This is a genomic window from Pantoea sp. DY-15 (genome assembly GCF_019795935.1).
GTDB classification, from domain to species: domain Bacteria; phylum Pseudomonadota; class Gammaproteobacteria; order Enterobacterales; family Enterobacteriaceae; genus Pantoea; species Pantoea leporis.
Window position 1 is genome coordinate 55,431 of record NZ_JAIMIF010000006.1, and the last position, 14,847, is coordinate 70,277.

15 protein-coding genes are annotated in these 14,847 nt (G+C 57.5%); 8 read left to right on the forward strand and 7 right to left on the reverse strand.

Annotation, left to right across the window (positions count from 1 at the left end; translation table 11 throughout):
* Positions 1-68 precede the first annotated feature (68 nt).
* The 6 genes from K5Y32_RS20575 to K5Y32_RS20600 all read left to right on the forward strand — a co-directional run bounded on the left by K5Y32_RS20575 (position 69) and on the right by K5Y32_RS20600 (position 6,409).
* Positions 69-767: a FadR/GntR family transcriptional regulator gene (locus K5Y32_RS20575; protein ID WP_101763893.1), complete on the forward strand. Its 699-nt coding sequence runs from the start codon at positions 69-71 to the stop codon at positions 765-767.
* A complete protein-coding gene (locus K5Y32_RS20580; RefSeq protein WP_222185628.1) occupies positions 764-1,642 on the forward strand; it encodes a 2-dehydro-3-deoxygalactonokinase in 879 nt (292 codons plus the stop codon). Before K5Y32_RS20575 ends, K5Y32_RS20580 begins: the two co-directional genes overlap by 4 nt.
* Complete coding sequence (locus tag K5Y32_RS20585) at positions 1,626-2,243, forward strand: 2-dehydro-3-deoxy-6-phosphogalactonate aldolase (protein ID WP_061719996.1); 618 nt, start codon at positions 1,626-1,628, stop codon at positions 2,241-2,243. The genes K5Y32_RS20580 and K5Y32_RS20585 overlap by 17 nt, the downstream gene beginning before the upstream one ends.
* Complete coding sequence (dgoD, locus tag K5Y32_RS20590) at positions 2,240-3,388, forward strand: galactonate dehydratase (RefSeq protein WP_007893527.1); 1,149 nt, start codon at positions 2,240-2,242, stop codon at positions 3,386-3,388. Before K5Y32_RS20585 ends, dgoD begins: the two co-directional genes overlap by 4 nt.
* A 306-nt stretch (positions 3,389-3,694) precedes the next feature.
* On the forward strand, positions 3,695-4,987 hold the full coding sequence (locus K5Y32_RS20595) for an MFS transporter (protein ID WP_222185629.1): 1,293 nt from the start codon (positions 3,695-3,697) through the stop codon (positions 4,985-4,987).
* Between the two features lie 159 nt (positions 4,988-5,146).
* On the forward strand, positions 5,147-6,409 hold the full coding sequence (locus K5Y32_RS20600) for a DUF3748 domain-containing protein (protein WP_222185630.1): 1,263 nt from the start codon (positions 5,147-5,149) through the stop codon (positions 6,407-6,409).
* Here the strand turns inward: K5Y32_RS20600 and K5Y32_RS20605 are convergent.
* Positions 6,387-6,746 carry a YceK/YidQ family lipoprotein gene (locus K5Y32_RS20605; RefSeq protein ID WP_304622225.1) on the reverse strand — a complete coding sequence of 120 codons (360 nt, stop codon included), beginning with the start codon at positions 6,744-6,746 and terminating at the stop codon, positions 6,387-6,389. The two genes, K5Y32_RS20600 and K5Y32_RS20605, sit on opposite strands and share 23 nt — an antisense overlap.
* Positions 6,747-7,032: 286 nt before the next feature.
* On the opposite strand from K5Y32_RS20605, the gene ibpA reads away from it, so the two are divergent.
* A complete protein-coding gene (gene ibpA / locus K5Y32_RS20610) occupies positions 7,033-7,446 on the forward strand; it encodes a small heat shock chaperone IbpA (protein WP_101763888.1) in 414 nt (137 codons plus the stop codon).
* A gap of 46 nt (positions 7,447-7,492) precedes the next feature.
* Here the strand turns inward: ibpA and K5Y32_RS20615 are convergent, their stop codons facing one another.
* The 6 genes from K5Y32_RS20615 to K5Y32_RS20640 are packed head-to-tail and all read right to left on the reverse strand — an operon-like array spanning position 7,493 to position 13,210.
* Positions 7,493-8,398 carry an EamA family transporter gene (locus tag K5Y32_RS20615; protein ID WP_110868246.1) on the reverse strand — a complete coding sequence of 302 codons (906 nt, stop codon included), beginning with the start codon at positions 8,396-8,398 and terminating at the stop codon, positions 7,493-7,495.
* 21 nt (positions 8,399-8,419) lie between these two features.
* Positions 8,420-8,920 carry a YbaK/EbsC family protein gene (locus tag K5Y32_RS20620; RefSeq protein WP_101763886.1) on the reverse strand — a complete coding sequence of 167 codons (501 nt, stop codon included), beginning with the start codon at positions 8,918-8,920 and terminating at the stop codon, positions 8,420-8,422.
* Between the two features lie 27 nt (positions 8,921-8,947).
* Positions 8,948-9,748, reverse strand: coding sequence for a hypothetical protein (locus K5Y32_RS20625; RefSeq protein ID WP_222185631.1), 801 nt, complete (start codon positions 9,746-9,748; stop codon positions 8,948-8,950).
* Between the two features lie 5 nt (positions 9,749-9,753).
* Positions 9,754-10,461, reverse strand: a complete 708-nt coding sequence (locus K5Y32_RS20630; RefSeq protein ID WP_110868247.1) for a class II glutamine amidotransferase — start codon at positions 10,459-10,461, stop codon at positions 9,754-9,756.
* Positions 10,449-11,726, reverse strand: a complete 1,278-nt coding sequence (locus tag K5Y32_RS20635) for an acetyl-CoA carboxylase biotin carboxylase subunit family protein (protein WP_222185632.1) — start codon at positions 11,724-11,726, stop codon at positions 10,449-10,451. Before K5Y32_RS20635 ends, K5Y32_RS20630 begins: the two co-directional genes overlap by 13 nt.
* Before the next feature lie 17 nt (positions 11,727-11,743).
* Positions 11,744-13,210: a hypothetical protein gene (locus K5Y32_RS20640; protein WP_222185633.1), complete on the reverse strand. Its 1,467-nt coding sequence runs from the start codon at positions 13,208-13,210 to the stop codon at positions 11,744-11,746.
* Positions 13,211-13,405: 195 nt separating this feature from the next.
* Here K5Y32_RS20640 and K5Y32_RS20645 point away from each other — a divergent pair, with 195 nt between their 5' ends.
* Positions 13,406-14,839 (forward strand): PLP-dependent aminotransferase family protein, encoded by a 1,434-nt coding sequence (locus K5Y32_RS20645; protein ID WP_222185634.1) that lies wholly within the window; start codon positions 13,406-13,408, stop codon positions 14,837-14,839.
* Positions 14,840-14,847: the final 8 nt, after the last annotated feature.

Genomic DNA, 14,847 nt, shown 5'->3' on the forward strand with positions numbered 1-14,847 from the left:
GGCCGTTAGGCTTCGCCAGGCGAAAGCAGTAATCTGATGCGTACCTGCCTTTCACTGAATGGAACATCATGACGCAAGAACAACTAAGCAAAACAGAGCGCATCATCCTGACGCTGGGTGAAGAGATTGTGGCCGGCAAGTTTGTGCCGGGCGCGGCGTTACCCGCGGAAGCTGAGCTGTGTGAACGCTTCGGCACCTCGCGCAATATCATCCGCGAAGTGTTTCGCTCGCTGATGGCGAAACGCTTGATGGAGATGAAACGCTATCGCGGCGCGTTCGTCACGCCGCGCAATCACTGGAACTATCTGGATAGCGACGTATTGCAGTGGGCGCTGGCGCACGATCAGGACCCGCGTCTGATTGCCGCCATGAACGAAGTGCGTGTGCTGGTCGAGCCGCAGATTGCACGCTGGTCTGCCGAGCGCGCCACCTCAAGCGATCTGGCTGCGATTGAACTGGCGTACAACGACATGGTGGCCAACCATCTCAATCGTGATGCCTTTAATGAAGCGGATATCCGCTATCACGAAGCGGTGCTGAATTCGGTACACAATCCGGTGCTGCAGCAGCTCAATGTGGCGATCAGCCAGCTGCAAAAAGCGGTGTTCGCGCAAACCTACATGGCGGACGAAGGCAACATGCCGCGTACGCTCGCCGAACATAAAGCGCTGTTTGATGCCATTCGTCATCAGGATGGCGATGCTGCCGAGCAGGCGGCGAAAGCGATGATTGCCAGCTCAACGGCGCGACTCAAGGAGATTATGTGACCAGCTATATCGCGATTGATTGGGGCTCAACCAACCTGCGCGCCTGGCATTATCAAGCCGGCGTTTGCATCGATGAGCGTCGTTCGGAAGCCGGCGTCACGCGCCTGGGCGATCGCACGCCAGCCGAAGTGTTTGCCAGTGTCACCGCAGGTTGGCCAGTCAATGACGTGCCGGTGGTGATGGCGGGCATGGTAGGCAGCAATGCTGGCTGGCTGTCGGTGCCCTATCTCTCCTGTCCGGTGGCGCTGGGCGACATCGCTAGCCGCCTGACGCGCGTCGAGGATAAAGCGTGGATCGTGCCGGGATTGAGCGTCGAACGTGCCGACAACTACAACGTGATGCGCGGTGAAGAGACGCAGCTGCTTGGCGCGCTGGAACTGCAGCCTGCGCCGCTCTATGTGATGCCAGGCACGCACGCCAAATGGGTGCAGATGGAACAGGATCGCGTGCTGGATTTCCGCACCGTGATGACCGGCGAACTGCATCATCTGCTGCTCAAACAGTCGCTGGTTGGCGCAGGTTTACCCGAACAGCAAGAGAACGCGGCGGCTTTCCGCGCAGGTGTGCAAGTCGGCAGCAACGATGCCTCGATTCTGGCGCGCCTGTTTGAAGTGCGTGCTTCACACGTACTCGGCGCGCGCGATCGCCGCCATATCAGCGACTTTCTTTCAGGCTTGCTGATTGGTCACGAAGTGGCGCTGATGACGCAGCAGGCCGACGCCGCAAGCCAACCGATCACCATTATTGCCGGTAGCGCGCTGGCGCAACGTTATCAGCAGGCGCTGCAGTTTATCGGTATGGATTCAGTCACGCTGGAAGGCGATCGTGCTTTCCAGCACGGAATAAGGAGTATTGCGAATGTCCTGGCAAACTAAAGTCCCGCTGATCGCCATTCTGCGCGGCATCACGCCGGATGAAGCCGAAGCGCACGTTGGTGCGCTGATTGAAGCGGGTTTCGATGCGATTGAAATCCCGCTCAACTCACCGGAGTGGGCGAAAAGCATCGGCGCGATGGTGAAAACCTTCGGCGATAAAGCGCTGATTGGCGCCGGTACGGTGCTGAATCCGGCGCAGGTTGATGAGCTGGCGACGCTGAACAGCAAATTGGTCGTCACGCCGAATACCGATGCTGCGGTGATCCGCCAGGCGGTCGCCAAAGGGATGATCGTTGCCGCCGGTTGCGCTACCGCGACAGAAGCGTTCACCGCCTTACAGGCCGGTGCGCAGGCGCTGAAAATTTTCCCATCGTCAGCCTTTGGTCCGGGCTACATCAAAGCGCTGAAAGCGGTGCTGCCGCCAGAGGTGCCGGTGTTTGCCGTGGGCGGCGTGACGCCGGAAAACCTGCATGAATTTATGGCCGCAGGCTGCATTGGCGCGGGCTTAGGCAGCGATCTCTATCGCGCCGGTCAACCGCTGTCACGCACTGTGGAACAAGCTCGCGCATTTATTGCTGCATATAAGGACGCTGTACGATGAAAATTACCAAACTGACCACTTACCGCCTGCCGCCGCGCTGGATGTTCCTGAAAATCGAAACTGACGAAGGCATCGTTGGCTGGGGCGAACCGGTGATTGAAGGCCGCGCGCGCAGCGTGGAAGCGGCGGTGCATGAGCTGTCGGAATACCTGATTGGTCAGGATCCAGCACGCATCAACGACTTATGGCAGGTGATGTATCGCGGCGGCTTCTATCGCGGCGGCCCGATCCTGATGAGCGCCATCGCCGGTATCGATCAGGCGTTGTGGGATATCAAAGGCAAAGCGCTCGGCGTGCCGGTTTATCAACTGCTTGGCGGATTAGTGCGTGACAGCATCAAAGCCTACAGCTGGGTGGGCGGCGATCGTCCGGCCGATGTGATTGACGGCATTAAGAAACTGCGCACCATCGGTTTTGATACCTTCAAACTCAACGGCTGCGAAGAGATGGGCATTATTGATAACGCGCGCAAAGTGGATGACGCGGTGAATACCGTGGCGCAAATTCGTGAAGCCTTCGGTAAAGAGATTGAATTTGGCCTCGATTTCCACGGCCGCGTCAGCGCGCCAATGGCAAAAGTGCTGATTAAAGAGCTGGAGCCGTATCGCCCGCTGTTTATCGAAGAGCCGGTGCTGGCGGAGCAGGCGGAATATTATCCGCGTCTGGCGGCGCAGACTCATATTCCGATCGCCGCTGGCGAACGCATGTTCTCGCGCTTCGAGTTCAAACGCGTGCTGGAAGCGGGTGGACTGGCGATTCTGCAACCGGATCTGTCACACGCGGGCGGTATCACCGAGTGCTACAAAATTGCCGCGATGGCCGAATCTTACGATGTGGCGCTGGCGCCTCACTGTCCGCTCGGCCCAATTGCGCTGGCTGCGTGCCTGCACGTTGACTTCGTGTCACGCAATGCGGTGTTCCAGGAGCAAAGCATGGGGATTCACTATAATCAGGGCGCCGAACTGCTCGATTACGTGATCAATAAAGACGATTTTAAAATGGATGATGGTCATTTCTATCCGTTAAATAAACCGGGCCTTGGCGTGGAAATTAACGAAGAGCTGGTGATCGAGCGCAGTAAAAATGCCCCCGACTGGCGTAATCCACTATGGCGATTCCCGGACGGTTCAGTCGCTGAATGGTAAATACCCGTCATAATTCAAGCTGCAGATGCGTTGGCTGCGCTCATTCTTCCAGTCACTTACTAGTGTAAGCTCCGGGGGATTCATTCGCTTGCCGCCTTTCTGCAACTCGAATTCTTTAGGGTATTAAATTTTATTAAATCTCGATAATTATATGCCGGTGAAATAAGGCACAGGGCTGCGCTCAGCCTGTTTCCCGGCACAGCTTATTTACCGCTGAAGCGGTTTTACCTTTGATATCGCTACCCTATATTTGCCGGGGCGTGCTCTGTCGTGCCCAAACGGCAAAACCGATTACGGAGAAACACCATGGATCTCTCTGCTGTTCACGCCAAACCGACGCGCCGTCGTTATATCACGCTGCTGATGATATTTATTACGGTGGTCATTTGTTATGTCGATCGCGCTAATTTAGCCGTCGCTTCCGCGCATATTCAGGAAGAGTTCGGTATTACTAAAGCGCAAATGGGTTATGTATTTTCGGCCTTTGCCTGGTTATATACGTTATGCCAGATTCCCGGCGGCTGGTTCCTCGATCGCGTGGGTTCACGCTTAACCTATTTTATTGCCATCTTTGGCTGGTCGGTTGCGACGTTATTGCAGGGTTTTGCCACCGGCTTATTATCATTAATTGGTCTGCGTGCGATTACCGGCATATTTGAAGCGCCGGCTTTCCCGACCAATAACCGGCTGGTGACCAGCTGGTTCCCGGAGCAGGAGCGCGCTTCCGCCGTCGGCTTCTACACGTCCGGTCAGTTTGTTGGTCTGGCGTTCCTCACGCCCTTGCTGATCTGGATTCAGGAACTGCTGAGCTGGCATTGGGTCTTCATTATTACCGGCGGCATCGGCATCATCTGGTCGTTCATCTGGATTAAGTTCTATCAGGCACCCAGCCAAAGCAAAGGCATCAATAAAGCCGAGCTGGATTACATCCGTGATGGTGGCGCGATGGTGGATGGCGATGCGCCGAGCGAAAAGAAAGCCCGCACCAAACTTACCGCCGCCGACTGGAAACTGGTGTTCCACCGCAAGCTGTGCGGCGTCTATCTTGGCCAGTTCGCCGTCACATCCACGCTGTGGTTCTTCCTGACCTGGTTCCCGAACTATCTGACGCAGGAAAAACACATCGCGGCGCTCACCGCGGGCTTCATGACCACAGTGCCCTTCCTCGCGGCATTCGTTGGCGTGATTCTCTCGGGTATCGTCGCCGATCGTCTGGTGCGCAGTGGCCGTTCGCTGGGCTTTGCGCGCAAAACGCCGATCATCTGCGGTCTACTGATCTCCACCTGCATCATGGGCGCGAACTACACCAACGATCCGATATGGATTATGACGCTGATGGCGATCGCCTTCTTCGGCAATGGCTTCGCCTCAATTACCTGGTCGCTGGTCTCCTCGCTGGCACCGGTGCGCCTGATTGGTTTGACCGGCGGCATGTTCAACTTTGTTGGCGGCCTGGGCGGCATCACCGTGCCGCTGGTGGTGGGTTATCTGGCGCAGGATTACGGCTTTGCACCGGCGCTGGTGTATATCTCGGCGGTAGCGCTGATCGGCGCGCTGTCCTACATCCTGCTGGTCGGAGATGTAAAACGCGTAGGTTAACCCGCTCGCGACCAGGTGCGCATAAATGCGCACCCTACAAAACCGTGTCGTAGGGTCGCCATTTATGGCGACCTTGCTGATAACCGCAACAGTGTTTATTCGCATCGCCCCCCCAAATCACGTAATTTATCCGGCAACTGTTAGATGGAAGGTTGCCTAATGTCAGAAAAACAAATCACCTTTGCCGCGCGTCATCATCAACTCACCAACATCAACGTCTGGACCGGCGACAGCCAGTGGCTGGCATTTGATGTGCGACCTTCCGGCGCCTCTTTTACCAGCCTGACTATCGAGCGCGTCAACGTGGCGAGCGGTGCCGTTGAAGTGCTGTATCAGGCGCGCGATGGCGCACACGTTGGCGTCGTCACCGTCAGTCCGAATCTGCCGCCGCGTTACGTTTGCATTCATGGTCCGGAACATCCGGATGCGCACTGGCGCTACGATTTTCATCACCGACGCGGCGTGATCGTGCAGCATGGCATCGCTGAGAACCTCGATGCCTGCGATATCACCGCGCCTTACACGCCCGGCGCGCTGCGCGGTGGCTCGCATGTCCACGTCTTCAGCCCGGATGGTTCGCGCCTGAGTTTTACCTACAACGATCATGTGATGCATGAAAAGGATGCCGGCGAAGACCTGCGTAACGTCGGCATAGCCGTGCCGCTGCATCCGGTGTGTCCGCCTAAACAGCATCCGCGTGAATATGAGGGCAGCCATTATTGCGTGCTGGTCAGCCAGACGCAGCGCGATCCTCAGCCGGGCAGCGACCAGATTGATCGTGCCTATGAAGAGTGCTGGATCGGGAATCAAGGCTATCAGAAAACGGATGGCAGCTGGCAGCGCTGGGCCATCGCCTTTATCGGCGATACGCGCGCCGCCAACGGCGACAAAGTGCCAGAAGTGTTTGTGGTGGATCTGCCCGCCGCGTTAGCCGATTACGCCAAAGCGGGTGCTTCGCCCTTACAGGGCACGGCGGATAAATTGCCTGCGCCGCCAGCTGGCGTGCAGCAGCGACGCATCACGCACACCCATGGCCTGGCACTGCAACCGCGCCACTGGCTGCGCGCCTCCGCGGATGGCAGCGCCATCGCCTTTTTGCTGGCGGACGAACATGGCGTGATTCAGCTGTGGACGGTTTCACCGAATGGCGGCCAGCCACGCCAGGTGACGCAGCTGGCGAGCAGCATTCAGTCGGCCTTTAGCTGGCATCCACAAGGCGGCGCGATATGCTTTATCTGTGATAACAGTGTGATGCGCTGTGAAATGGCGACGGGAGCCTGTACGCGCTTAACGCTACGCAGCGATCATGCGCCATCCGGTGATGCAGTGGTCTGGTCGCCGGATGGCGAAAAGATCGCTTATATGCGGGAAGTGGACGGCTGGCGGCAGCTGTTTTGCGTCAGTGCGGCTGCGCGGGCATAGACGCGGCGGTCGCCAGGCTGGCTTGCGTGCCGGCCATTTTTTCGCTCTGCATCACGCGCTCGTGAATCGAATCCTTACTTTTATCGTCGTCAGAACGGAAGTAATCCCACGGCAGCAGCACGGTGTCCATCACCGCTGAGAACGGGAGATCGATCAGCGCCAGCGGCTTGATCGCCCAGCTGGTGTTATCGTCAGTGATCATCTCTGCGCTGGCGCGCGTGCCGGGATAGTAGCCCTGACTGGCGCCGGTGTGAGACATAACGCTGGAGCAACCTGAAGTAACAAAGGTACTGCAAACCAGCACAGCTGTGAGTGGAAAGCGTTTCATCATATTCATCATCATCATCCCTTCAGTCATGGCATGGCCCTGGCTGGAGTGTGTCACCTGACGTTAAGCAAAGCTCTGTGGCTGCGTCTTGGATCTCAGGCGATTGGTCCCCTGAGTGTATGTCATATCGCCAGATTTGCTGTAAAAAAATACGCATCAGCCCTTGAAAGCGACCAGGCTGCACCCACTTTTAAGGAACGGTCTTGTTGCTGTTGCCGGAAGGGACAGCAACGGATTGCACAACCTGTCCATGGTGGAAGGTTGCCTAAACTTGCTGAATATCAGGAGTCTTATTATGCGTAACTTTGATCTCACCCCACTTTATCGTTCTGCCATTGGTTTCGATCGCCTGTTTAACCTGCTTGAGTCCAACCAAAACCAGGCCAATGGTGGCTACCCTCCGTATAACGTTGAGCTGGTGGATGAGAATTTCTACCGTATCACCATTGCCGTGGCGGGCTTTGCCCAGAGCGAGTTAGATATCACCTCGCATGACAACGTGCTGGTGGTGCGCGGCGCACATCCTGAAGAGCAGCCGGAGCGTAAATACCTGTATCAGGGTATCGCCGAGCGCAACTTCGAGCGCAAATTCCAGCTGGCCGATCACATCACGGTGCGCGATGCGCGTCTGGAAAATGGTCTGCTGAGCATCGATCTGATTCGCATTGTCCCGGAAGAGGCGAAACCGCGTCGTATCGAAATTCTGTAATCAGGATGTGAGTTAAAAAAACGCCGCTGAAAAGCGGCGTTTTTGTTTAGGTGCGTACCAATAATCGCTGACTGACCATGCCGCCAAACACATTCACCAGCAGGCCGAGGATGATCACTGAAACGCCGATCATCTGCTGAATCGACAAGGTTTCACCGAGAATCAGCGCCGCACTGAGAATCCCCACCACCGGCACCAGCAGCGACAGCGGTGCCACGCGCCAGGTTTCATAGCGGCTCAGCAAATTACCCCATATCGCGTAGCCGACAATGGTGGCGATAAAGGCGAGATAGATCAGCGCCAACACCGTTTGCAGTGAAATGTGCAGCAGGCTGGTGATAATCGCCGCTTCGCCATCGAACAGCCATGAGCAGGCAAAGAACGGTACGATCGGCACCAGCGCACTCCACACCACCAGCGACATCACCGGCACTTTGCGGTTACGCAAAATGATTTTGTTGGTGATATTGCCGAGGCCCCACGACAGCGCCGCAGCCAGCGTCAGCATCATGGTAGTGAGCGTAATGCCCGCTGTGGTTTGGCCTGCCATGCCTGCGGTTGCCAGCATAAACATGCCGAGCGTCGCCACCAAAATGCCGACGATATGATTCCAGCGTAACTTCTCCGCCAGGAACAGCGCCCCCAACAGCAGCGTGAAGAAGGCCTGCGCCTGTAACACCAGCGACGCCAATCCTGCCGGCATGCCCAGCTTGATGGCGAGGAACAGAAAGGCGAACTGGCCGAAGCTGATGGTCATGCCGTAGACGATCAGCCAGCGCAGCGGAATCGCCGGACGCTTCACAAACAAGATCGCCGGAAACGCCACCAGGCTAAACCGCAATCCCGCCAGTAAAAAAGGCGGCATATCCTGCAGGCCCAGCTTAATCACCACAAAATTCACGCCCCACGCCACCACAACCAGCAGGGCTAACAACATATCTTTCACTGACATACACAGTCCTTACTGCCGCGATCAGGCGGTTGCCGTCACCGGTGTTGCGATCTCGGCACAACATTCATCACCGACAACCTTAAAGAAATCATCCACCTGTAAAGCCACGGAGCGATCCAGTGCCCCGGCGTTAAACCACAGCGTGCCGACATCGCGCAGGCGCACATCGACGCGCAGCGCTAGCCGGTCATCAAAACTAAACGGCGGCACCGCGCCCATTACGCACTGGGTTAACTCCTGCGCTTTCTCTGGCGCCGCAAAGCTCGACTTCTTGCCGCCAATGGCGCGTGCGGCGCTTTTGAAGTTGATCTTGCAGTCGCCCGGCACAATCGCCAGCAGATAGCGCGCATCCGCGCCATCCGGCATCGTCACTTCCAGCACCATCGCTTTGGCCGCCTGATTGAGATCGTTACCGCGAATCTCGCTAATCAGGTCGGTCTGGCCGATGGCTTCATGCTCCACCACACGATAACGCGCCTGATGGTGATCCAGCAGGGCCGCTACTTTTTCATAGGTATTCATGTTCGTCTCCTCGTCGAAAACCTGGCGTTAACTCCAGGCGATGGCGTGTTTCATTTTTTTGTCGGTCAGGCCAAAGAAGAAGCCCATGGTGATGCGCGTGTCGCCTTCCACGCGATCAATTTCGTGATAAAACGCCGGGTTAAACAGATAGATATCGCCACTGCGCGGTGAGAACTCACACACCTCGCTGTGCTCGATGACGCCGGTTTGATAACCCAGTTCGCCCGGCGTTTTGTACCATTCATCTACCGGCTGCCACTTCTTATTGAAGATGCGCAGCGCGCCGCCGGCGTTGCACTCCTGCAAACAAACCACGCAACTCAGCTGGTGCAAGATGCGGGTCACCGCCAATCCGCTGCCGGCGGCATCGCGCACGATGTTGTCGTTATGCAGGGGATTGGCGACGCCGTCAGCGTGGAAGCGCACAATCGAACCGGCGTAATCGCCAAGTTCGGGCTCATTAGCGGTTTGCAGGCTTTCCAGGCGCAGCGCGTGCTGCACCCAGTTATAGATCTGATCGCGCAGGCAGTGCAGCGACGACGGCAGCGCGTGCTGAATATCGCGCAGCTCGGTGAAGTAGTTTTCCGGCGCAGCGGTGTGCTTCGCCAGATAAGGGCCGAGCGTGGTCAGCGCGCCGTTTGAATAGTGCGATACCCGCACCTGTTCGCGGCACTGCTGCAAATCCTCCACCACCGCTGCGCGCACGTCCGGCTTGAGGAAGTTACGTAACACCAGCAGCGGCACGCGCGCCGTCACGATGTCATCCAGCCAGGTGCTCTCCACAAACATGTTTGGATGAATAACGCGGATCTGATTGAAAATCGCCATGTTGATCACTCCCCAATTGGAAATTCATGAAGTTCATGGTTGTTCATACGACGCCATTCAGACGCCGTGCCCAGTGCTGAAATAGGTTCAGAAGAGATGAAAGTGGTGTCGTTTTTCTGTAAGCGGTGCAGCGTGAAATAGTTGGGATAGGGCGTGTCGTCGGGATGCCATTGCCACGCCCAGGCTTTATCGCGGGTGACAAAAATGGCGTTGGCCGAACTGCCGCCCGGCGCGACCTGCGCCATCTTGTCGCGCAGATAATCGCGGGTGAAATCGGCGGGCGTGGCGCGATCCACCATATATTCGAGATACTCCGCGGAATCGAAACGCGACTCCGCCATGCCCAATTGCTGATAAACGGTGGGCAAAAAACCGTTATGCATCATGTACCACTGCGTGTCGCCGCTGGTGCGCCACAGCGGATGGGAAAATTCGATACCGTGATTTTTGCTCAGCGTGGCGTGGCGCACATGTACCGCCAGAAAGCGGCCGCGCAGGCGATCAACATCAATGGTCGGCAGCGCATCGGCGAACGTGCCGGTGCCGTGCAGCGTGCGAATGTGCCCTTGCTCCAGCCATAAACAGCCCCAACCGTTGGGATGCTGTTTAATCGGACCTTCGTGCGTGGCGGTTTCGCCGCAGCTCATGGCACGCGCGGCGTCCAGCACTGCGGCGGCATCAAATTGGCCGTGCGCCACAATCATTCTGCACATAGTAAATCTCTCCGAATGGTGAGCGATGAGGCCTCAAGGATCTGATGGAACACCGCCAGAATGTCGTCGCGGCTGGTGGCTGCGAGACGCAAGGTGGCGAGAATGCCGGCGTGGCGGGTTAAATCGGCATACAGCGAAGAGCGTGGCGAAACTGCCAGCGCGGGCAGATTGAGCGGCGGCAACAGCTGACCGCGCTGATGCTGTGCGATCCAGCGCTCAGCCGCGTCATACTGCAGGCGCTGACGCAAACGCACGCGGCCCACCGCCTGCGGCTGCGCCGGAAAATGCAGCGGCGGCATGCCGTGACCGGCTTCGATGTGGAACGCCACTTCCGCCCAGTTGATGCCGGTGACTTCCTGCACCAGATTCACCACGCCCATGCCGGAAAGGCGGAAGCCCATTTCAAGGAAATGCGGTTCGCCGTTGACCAAAATGAAGTCGATGTGAAATGCGCCCTGACGATAGCCGAAGGTTTCGCAGCAGAAGCTCATCAGGCTGCTAAAGCTGGCGGGCAGTTGCTGCGCGGCGACCGCCACATGGCCGGATTCGTAAAAACTAACGCAGCCCTCGGCATCGCTATGGTGTTCGATCACCTTTTGGCAGCAGGTCAGCGCCACCGCATGGCCGTTCGCCACCACGCCTTGCAGCGAATACTCATCGCCCGCCAGCCAGCTCTCCACGATAAAACCGCTGAAGCCGCGCCCGCCGTAATTCATGGTGTCGACCAGCTTGCCGATCACCGCATCAAGCTGGCTGGCCTGTTTCACCAGCCAGACGCCAAGACCGCCGCCGCCGTCAACCGGCTTGATCACGCAGGGATAGAGCAACGCGTCTCGCGCATCCCGAATGCTGAGCGGCGAGGCAAAAAAGCGAAACTCCGGCTGCGGAAAGTGCTGCCAGGCTTTGCGCAACGCCATACGCTGCGCGTACTTATCCGGCGGAATAAAGCTGGCACCGGCGTCGGGCCCCGCCAGCAGTTCGCGTACGCGACCGGCGCTGGCGTTGTAAACTTCAAAGCCCGCCAGCACCACGTGAGGATGCTCCATCAACCCGGCATGCAAACAGGCTTGCAGTACATCCCACGGATTTTCCGGGCGATCGAGCCGCACAATCAGATCGAACGGCAACGGGATGCTCAGCGATTGGTAATCGACGAAATCGCCCATCTCCGCCAGCACGGTAAAGTAGCCGTCGCGCTTGGCCACCGCGCAGTAAGGATTTTGTCCGTCGCGGGTGGCGCCAATCTGCAGGAAAATCTTTCTCATCGCGTTGCCTTACCGGGTTAACGCCCGGAGATCACTTCAGTGACGACGTCTTGCATGACCCCGTTATTCACCTGAATCACTGCTTTGTGCGGATCAAAACGCAGCACGCGCGAAAGCGCATCGCCGCGCTGTTCGTCCAGCAGTGAACTCACCTGCTTGCTACGCCAGCAGTGACGCATCTGCGCCACGGTCAAACCAGAGCGTTGCTCCAGCTGCTGCGCCAGCCCCAGGTCGTCGCTCTCGCCGCGCAGCAAGGCGCGCACTGCCGCTTCGTCCGGCGCATCGACCAACTGCTGCAACCAGCTTTTCAGCTGATTGCCTTCGGCGATAAACGGCGAATAGATCATGCAAACCAGTTGGGTTTCATTGAGGCCAAATGCCTGTTCGGCGAACTGCGCGGCGCGCTGGCGGGCGCGCTTAATCGCCTCATCGTCCTGATAACGTGCCGCCATCTCATCAATCAGCTGCGGCGGGAAATCTTTTTTCACCATCAGCCCGAGCGCAAAGCGCACATATTCGCGAATGCCTTCGGCGTAGCTGCGCTGCAACAGCGTCTCCGCACGCAGACCGCGAATATGTGCCATTAACGTCGGGTTACCGCAGTCCGATTCGGAAAAGCTGAACATCAGTTCATCAAAGCGGAAATGCATAAATTCAGTCAGCAGCGCCCAGTGCGCGCCTGCTTCATACGCAGTGTCCTGATAGATATTGAAGAACAGCGGATCGCGTTCCAGCTGCCAGGTAATACGATGCGCGGGCGTCACCTGATCGGCACCGTAGATATCGGCGAAATAGCGCTCGGCCACGCCATCCAGCGTCTGCAGGAAGCCGCTAAAGCCGCGCGATTTATCCGCCACCGGCGCCGCAAACAGCCGCGAAAGATGGCGCGCCCACGCCAGATAAGCGGTTTGCTCCTGCGGCGAATCGCCGGTGATGATCACATCAACGCCGCCGTCGTAATGCGCCGCCAGGCCAAACGAGTTGACCATGCTGAGATTACAGGCGTTACAAAACGTGGAGCGCGCATCGGCGCGGAAGCGATGGCCATTCATCAGCACATCGTTGCGATTCTGCTGGCGCACACTGTCTGGCATCGGTAAATGGCGATCGAAGTGGCGGATTTGCAGGCCGTCAGTCACCAGACATTCGGTAAAGTCATCATCGTGGATGTGCAACGCGCGATACACGCGATCGATATTCTCCATTACGCTGTCGTTCATTGCCGCATGGCGATTGGTGCTGATGCGCAGCTGAAAGGTGCTGCCATGTTGCTGCCAGATCAGCCCCTGAATGTAGCGCACGTACGCCACCATATAGCTGCTGTCTTTGCCGCCGCCGTAGGCCAGCAGCACGCGGTTATTCTCCGGGTGAGTGGCATCCGGGAGCGCGGCAAGTAAACGGCGTGAACAGTGTTGCGCGGAATCAATAATCGTGGGGGTGAGATATCCACTAATCTCTCGCATCAGGGTGGACAGATTATTCATTTTCACTTCATCCTTTGGCTAAAAAGTCGCTGCTGCCGTGCTGGCGGCATCAGACGGGAAATGGGCCACGAAGGTGCTACGGAATGAATGCCTTAAAGACGATTGCGCGGGTTATCAATTAACTAATGCAGCCTAAAGTACTTTGAATGTAATCTGGAGAAAACGCACAGATCCGGACGAAATAGGGTGGAACAGATGGCGGGTGAAACGGAACAGGGCAGTCGTTACCGTCAAATCGCAGAGCAGATAAAACAAGCCATTCACAGCGGTTCGCTGCCGCCCGACAGCCGTTTACCGTCGGTGCGCACGCTGGCGACGCAGTACAGCGTCAGCATGACCACCGCGCTGAAAACATTACGCACGCTTGAGGATGAGCACTACGCGGTGGCGCGTCCCAAGTCCGGTTTTTTTGTCGCACCGCGGCCTGTTAATAAAACCTTTCCCACGCTCATCAACGAGCAAGCGCGCGAAGTGGCGCCGCTCGATGAGCAGACCGAGCTGCATCTGGCGATGCTCGGTTCAGACTGCCGCGTGCGGCTGGATCTGGCCAACGGCGACCTTTCACTCTATCCGGTGAAGAAGATTGGTTTGCTGATGCGCCAGATGGGTTACAGCAAACCGGCGCTGCTGGGGAATACCGTAAAAGGCACCGGTTATGCGCCGCTGAAAAATGAAATTGCACGCCGCGCGGTGGATTATGGCTGCAATATCAATGCGGATGACATCCTGATCACCAACGGCTGCATCGAAGCGATTTCGCTGGCGCTACGCGCCACCACGCGGCCCGGCGATATCGTCGCGGTGGAATCGCCGTGCTATTTCGTGTTGCTGCAGATGCTGCATAACCTCAATCTGCGGGTGATTGAGGTGGAAGCGGGGCCGGAAGGTTACGTCAATGTGGAAAAACTCACTTCACTGTTCCAGCGCAAAGCGGTGCAGGCGTATCTCACCATCAACAACATCAATAATCCGCTCGGCAAAAGCATTCCCAACGAGCAGAAAGCCTATATCGCGCGTCAGGCCGACGAGAACGATGTGGTGATCATTGAGGATGATATCTTCGGTGATACCGCGTTTGGCGAGCGCCGTCCGTTCCCGATGCGCGCCTTCAGCCCGAACGCTATTTTGTGCAGCGGCTTCTCGAAAACGGTTGCGCCGGGTATTCGCATTGGCTGGGTGCACAGCAGCAACTACATGCGCAAAATCGCCTCGCTGAAATACACCACCAGCATGGGCACGTCGGTGTTGTCGCAAGCAGCGATTGCCGAACTGCTGCGCAGCGGCGGCTATGATGCGCATCTGCGTAAGCTACGGCGCGAGTTGAAGAATCAAATCCAGCATATGCGTCAGGCGGTGCTGCGCTACTTCCCGCCGGGCACGCGGGTGTCTGATCCTGAAGGCGGCTATGTGTTATGGGTGGAAATGCCGATCGGTGCGCTGAATGTGCGCGCGCTGTTTCTCAAGGCGCGCAACGCGGGTATCGGTATCGCGCCGGGCCACATTTTCGCCACCGATCACCGCTACGATCACTGTTTCCGACTCAACGCCGGGTTTGGCTGGAATGCCGAAGTGGAGCAGGCGATTCAGCAGCTGGCGCAGTGGTGCCAGCTGTCGTTGCCGGCGAATTGAGTTGTAGG